Raw genomic sequence first — 6394 nt, 5'->3', positions numbered from 1 at the left:
CTTAATACATATCTGAATAGTGGTGGTGCTCTTAATCATCAAAAGACGGATCGTGTTTTAATTCATGGTGATGTTTCGGGAAAAACAAAGCTCCAAGTGCATGGAGTTGCAGGAAGTCCAGGAGGATATACGGGAAAGGGGGGGAATGCTGAAGGTATTTCAGTCATTCAGGTTTCTGGACAAGCAAAGCAAGATTCTTTTCAGTTGGAAGGTGGTTATGTAGCCTTAAACGAATTACCTTATCAGTATAAGCTTTATAGTTATGGTCCAGAATCTGAGTTTGGAAAAGCAAGTATGGATCAGAGATTAGTTGAAGGTAACGGGGAATTTTGGGATTTTCGCCTTGAAAGTAGGTCTATAGATTCTGATGTTCAACCTAAACCAGATCCTTCTCCTAAGCCAATTCCGGGACCAGAACCTTCTCCAGAACCAGCTCCGGAGCCTCATCCTCGTCCTAAGCCGGGCGTTAAGGCTGTTGTTCCGCAGGTTCCGACTTATCTCCTTTTGCCTAATGCCTTACGTCATATTGGTTTGATGAATGTTAACAATCAAAATAAGCGGTTAGAAGCTTTGCGAATTACTTCTGGGGGCTTATTAGAAAGTCGTGAAAATCCTCTCTTTTTTGTGAGCGGTTATGGCGGCAATCATCGTTATACTTCAAATCTTTCCACGCTTGAATATGGTTATGGCGGCGAGTTTGATTATAATGCACTAGAGGCAGGTGTTTTGCTGAAAGCAATCGAAAATATGTATGGTTCCACTTCTTTTGGAGTTATCGGGGCTTACGAGAGATTTTCTTTGCAACCTTTGAATGTTGAGCAGAGTCAAAAAAGTACATTTGATAAATGGTCAGTTACGGCATATGGTGGTATGCAGCATGATGCAGGTTTTTACGTTGATGGTCTTGTGTCTTACGGCTTGTTTAAAGGTGATGTTCTAACAACTGCACGTGGCAAGACGGCAACATTAAAGGGTTTCCCTTTAAGTGCTTCATTGACTGCTGGTAAAACGTTTATGGTGGGGGAAGACGGTTTTGTTTTTGATCCGCAAGTTCAGGTTGTTTATCAATATCTTCAATTTAATAAGGTGCGTGATGTGGATGGCTTTGATATTGATTTAGGAAAGCTTCATCAGTGGGTAGGGCGTGTTGGAGGGCGTTTAACAAAGAGGCTGGTTGCTACTGATGAGGCTCAGGTTGTTTCTTTCTATGGCAAGCTTCATCTTGCTCATGGTTTTGAAGGAAAACAATTTGTGCATTTTAAAGATGCTTTCCAGCTAGGTGCTTTTGGTTCTTCATTAGAAACAGGATTAGGTTTTAATGCCCAATTGTCTCAAAAATTTGCGCTTTACGGCGATTTGGTTTATCAGCACAAACTAACGAAGGCTGGTTTTTCTGGAACGAGTTTTTCAGGTGGATTGCGTTATCATTTCTAGTGTTGTTCCTGTTTTTGATTAATCTTTCAAAAAGCCACAAGTTGTACTTGTGGCTTTTCTCATTATCTATTCATCTTGTGTTATAGCATTTTTACGAGAGTATGACTTTGCATATCTTTAATATGCTTTTAGGTTGGACTTCTTTCATTTTTTTGAAAAGTCTGAAGAGTTTGTACGTTATTGTTTCAAAACGCGTATTTCAGAGTGATTATTATATTATTTATAATATTTTGATTTATAAAGATATTTTTAATTTAGGGTGCTGAAATATTTTCAAGGATTTTATGATGAATCCATAAAAAGCATTCCTTTGTCTATTATATGTAAAATTGGCAGGTGGATAATCATTTAAGAAAGGAGTCAATATAATTTGGGGAATTATATTAAGAGGAGAGGATTTACAATATTAGAAATTAGCAAAGACAAAGATGCTACTCAGGCACAATGAGGGCTGTATCCGATGAACTTGATATTATATCCGCTGTCGTTGTGAAATGGGGATGGAAAAAATGAGAGATATCTGAGAAAATTGGTGAATGAGAAACATAATGACGTATTGTTTTTTGAAAGTGTGTTTTCTTTAAATGCATAAATAAAAAGATGAAGTCATGTGTCATCTTCACTTTTTAAAATATGGCTCTGAATGTTTTTGAATATTGTAAAGTTGAATTAAAAGGAAAAGGTAAAATCGGAACTGATTTTTACACGTTCCTACTTTTTATTAGACTGTCTTACCATGAAGATTGCCTAAAAGGCATATGTGAACTCTTGTTTCTCAATTTTGGCATATGTTTTGTCTGCTTACAGAGTGTACACTGTTTCAATATAATATTATCGTAAGGATGTTGATTATATCCGTTTTGGCGGTGATTAGACGGCAGTTAAAGTAGGTGTTCTTAATGCATGTCAACTGACTAAGGGTGTTTTTGACTAACAACGTTAAAGGTGATTTTTCTGTCGTTCTTCAGTTATATTTTTGCAAATTCTTTGTAAAAGCGACAGATTTAGATTGTATTTTCGAGTAATTTTTTTATTCCATATTTACATAAAACACAAAAAATATTAATAAACTCACGATATTAAAACCTAAACGTATTAAATATTTTTCTTTTGGTTAAGTTTTTTGATACGTTATGTATAGATCTTAGTAAGAAGAGGGGGGATTATGGTGGAATTATGGTCAATCTATTTAAAAATCGCTTCTCCTTATGTACTTTTACAACGGCACTTCTTTTTTTGACACACAATGTTGGTGTTTTTGCACGCAATGCTGAATCTCAGGTTATCTCTGGAAAAAAGCAGTCTTCATGTGATCAGAATGCAGCATTTTATCAGTGTTCTGATGGTGGAGCGCACGAAATTAATAATAAAGTTTATTCGTTAATGGATAAAAATGTTAATGGTGTTCATGGAGCCATGGAGGCGTCTAAGGAAGGTACAATTATTCGTGGCAAGAATATAACTGTTAAGGGTATTTTGGATGAAAAGAATAACTCGGAAAACAATTTTTGGAAATATGGAGTAAAGGTATCAGAAGAAGCGGGCGTCTTTCTGAGCGATTCCACGTTGAGTGGGGTTTTAGTGGGGGTGGAAGCTCAAGGTGGATTCATTGTAATGTCTGGTGGATCAATTGATGCAATCAAAGTGGGGGCTTTTGCTGGAGGAAAATCTCAAAGTGGTGTTGATTTAACGAATACGCAAATTAGCCTAGGGAGAGTTGGGGTTAAAGCAGAAGAAAAAGGATATCTTATTTTAGAGGGTGTCTCTATTACCGGCAAGGGGAGTACCGGCAAGGATGATCAAGGGCTGGATGCAGGTCGTCAGGCAGCTTTTCATATATCTGAAGATGGTTATGTTCAGTTTATGAAAGGTTCTGTTGATGTTACTGATGCTCATGGGCTTTTATTGCAGGGAGATAAAGCTCCTCAGATTAATATTGGAGATTCCAATATTACAGTGAAAGGTAATGCATTTTATGGTATACACTTTGAAGGTGTGGCAGCATCAGAAGGTTCGTCAGAGGGAAAATCATTGCGCGTTGATTTGAAAAAGACGCGTTTTGTCGTTCCAGATAGTATAGCTGTTTATAGCAGTCAATCTGGAAAATCTAAAATATTTTTAAAGGAAACAAAGCTTTTTGGGGATTTGTTGCTGAAGGCTGATCGTAACTCTTCTATAGAGGTTGTTGCTGATGCTTCTGCACTTGTCGGTCAAACTCAGGTTGATAACAGTTCTAAAGTCGAACTTATCTTGGGAAATAATTCACAGTGGGCTTTATTGCAACCAAGACAGAAAAAATTACAAGATCCTAATTATAGAGGTGTTTCGTTTATTTCATCGGTACACCTTTCTAATAGTTCCATTACTTTTGAAAAACCAAAGTCCAGTACTAATCATGCATATCAAACGCTTTATATTGGAAAAGGAACAGGTATTGTTTATCAGGCTTTTGGTGATGCTTGGATTCATTTGAATGCACGTTTAAATCCTAGTGATACAAGTGATCATCAAGTAACGGATCGGCTTCTCATTCATGGTGACGTTAAGGGAAGAACTATAGTCCATATACAAGGGGTTGCGGGAGGTTTAGAAGAAAAAAACGAAAAAGCGCATAGTGTTTCAATTATTCAAGTTTATGGAGATGCATCGTATGACTCTTTTCAACTGAATGGGCAGTATGTTGCATTAAATGGCGCGCCTTATAAATATGTTCTTCGTTCTTATGGCCCAAGTGTTACTAGAGGGGAGGAGCATGTTAAACAGAGATTTGCTTTGAACGGAGGAGCATTTTGGAATTTTCGTTTAGAAAATGAATATGTTCAAACTGCTGATTATAGAGAAACTCCTATGGTTTCTCAACGTACACCTCCTGCACGTGCTTCTGTTGAGGATATTATTCCCGAATCTTCTGGTGATGTTGTTCCAGCGTCTTCTACAGATAGTCTTTCTGAAATTGAAAATGTTTCTCCGTCTCAACGAGGTGTAAGATCTGTTGTTCCTCAGGTGCCAACTTATCTACTTTTGCCGAATAGTTTGTTCCACGCTGGTTTGATAGATATCAGCAATCAAAACAAGCAGTTGGAGATAGTACGGACTAATCTTAGTGGAATGTTGCAAATTCATGAAAATTCTGCTTCATTTTTGCGTGGCTATGGTGGAAGTTATCGTTATGCCTCAGATTTATCTGCGCTTGAATATGGTTATGGGGGAGATCTAGGGTACTATGCACTAGAGACAGGTGTTTTGCTACAAACTGTTGAAAATGTTGACAGTGTTATATCCTTTGGGGTGATGGGGTCTTATGGAAAGCTTTCTCTACAACCTCGAGATGTTGCACAAAGCCAAAAAAGTACATTTGATAAATGGACTGCTACAGTTTATGGAAGTATGCAGCATGATGTAGGATTCTATGTTGATGGTTTGTTATCTTATGGTCTGTTTAAGGGAGATGTTCTGACAACTGCGCGGGGTAAAACGGCAACATTGAAGGGTAACCCTTTAAGTGTTTCCTTGATGAGTGGTCAGAAAATTGCCACAGGATATGAAGGTGTTGTTTTTGATCCACAGGTTCAGGTTGTTTATCAGCATCTTCAATTTAATGAGGCCCGCGATATTGATAATTTTAATATTGAGATGGATAAACTTGATCAATTGATGGTGCGTATGGGTGGTCGCTTGATAAAGACTCTTACTGCGTCTGAAAAAGATCGTGATGTTTCTTTTTATGGAAAGATTCATTTTGCCCATGATTTTGGAAAAGAAAGGTCTGTGCGCTTTAAAGATTCTTTCCAGTTAGGGGCTTTTGGTTCTTCTCTAGAGGCTGGATTAGGTCTTAATGCTCGCTTGTCTCAAAAATTTGCGCTTCATGGTGATTTGGTTTATCAGCATAAGTTGAGTAAAGGTGGTTTTTCTGGAATCAGTTTTTCTGGTGGATTGCGCTATCGTTTTTAGGATGATCATCTTGAGGTAAGTTGTTTAAAAAACCACAAGCATAGCTTGTGGTTTTTTATTATTTGTTTGCAACTTTTTAAATAAGTTTTTTAAAAAAATGTTTTTTTTGCATGAGCAAGTTTGTTTCTTTTTAGAAACGAGATAAGGCTTTCTGGTTTGCAGTTTTTGCTTCTTATGCTGTTTTTCTTCTTTGAGTTTATTTTTATTAAATTCTCTTGAAATCACTGCTTTGGGGTGGAATTTTTATTTCTATCTATATTTTTACGCGTTTTTATAAATAATACAATTTTAAATTGTGATATTTTGGGATTCTGGCTTTACATAAAACATAGGGCGGATATATAAAACACAAAACGTATTTTAAATTATCACGCGCAACCAAAGTTATTAAACAGAACGCGTGTTTTTTGTTTTTAGAGAAGGGGAAGAAAGTTTGTAGAAAATTATGTTTAAAAATCATCTCTCTTTATATCATTTTACAACGGTTATTTTTTTCTTTGTATACAATACTGATGCAGGTGAGATTTCTTCTGAGAAGAAGCCATATTCATGTAACGAAAGTGCCTCATTTTATCGCTGTAATGATGGTAAAACGCATGAAATTGCCAAGAAAACTTATCAACTTACGGGTGAAAGTTCTGATGCTGCCATAGAGGCATCAGGGAAAAATACAGTCATTGAGGGAGAGGCTATAATCATTAACGGTGTTTCGAATGCACATGGACATTCAGAAACAAACGCTTGGACAACAGCTGTAAAGTCCTCAAATGGGGGAGGCGTTGCTCTATTTGATTCCATGTTAAATAACGTGTCGATAGGGGCCGATATTAATGATGAGGGAGCTTTTGAGATGCAGAATGGGGTGATTAAAGCAACCAGAATGGGGATCAGTGTTGGGGGTAAAGGGTCGTTTGTTTCTTTGACCAAGACAGAGATTAAGACATCTTCTGATGCGATAGGTCTTTTGAGTCATAATGGTGCAAAAATTTATATGAAAGGAGGAAAAATT

The 6394-nt window shown here is 37.0% G+C and carries 2 protein-coding genes and 1 pseudogene; all 3 read left to right on the top strand.

Annotation, left to right across the window (positions count from 1 at the left end; genetic code table 11):
* The coding region (locus tag ACFIL8_RS06700; RefSeq protein ID WP_375689203.1) for an autotransporter outer membrane beta-barrel domain-containing protein at window positions 1-1434 on the top strand (1434 nt) is incomplete at its 5' end.
* Window positions 1435-2610: 1176 nt separating this feature from the next.
* A complete protein-coding gene (locus tag ACFIL8_RS06695; RefSeq protein WP_375689201.1) occupies window positions 2611-5385 on the top strand; it encodes an autotransporter outer membrane beta-barrel domain-containing protein in 2775 nt (924 codons plus the stop codon).
* Window positions 5386-5830: 445 nt separating this feature from the next.
* Window positions 5831-6394: pseudogene (locus ACFIL8_RS06690) on the top strand (autotransporter outer membrane beta-barrel domain-containing protein); the annotation flags it as partial.

Source organism: Bartonella sp. AP57NXGY (genome assembly GCF_042195805.1).
Classification (GTDB): domain Bacteria; phylum Pseudomonadota; class Alphaproteobacteria; order Rhizobiales; family Rhizobiaceae; genus Bartonella.
This window is presented reverse-complemented; position numbering and strand designations above follow the sequence as displayed.

Excerpts from the sequence above, each read along its gene's own strand:
- ACFIL8_RS06695 (WP_375689201.1), top strand. The coding sequence starts at position 2,611 with ATGGTCAATCTATTTAAAAATCGCTTCTCCTTATGTACTTTTACAACG.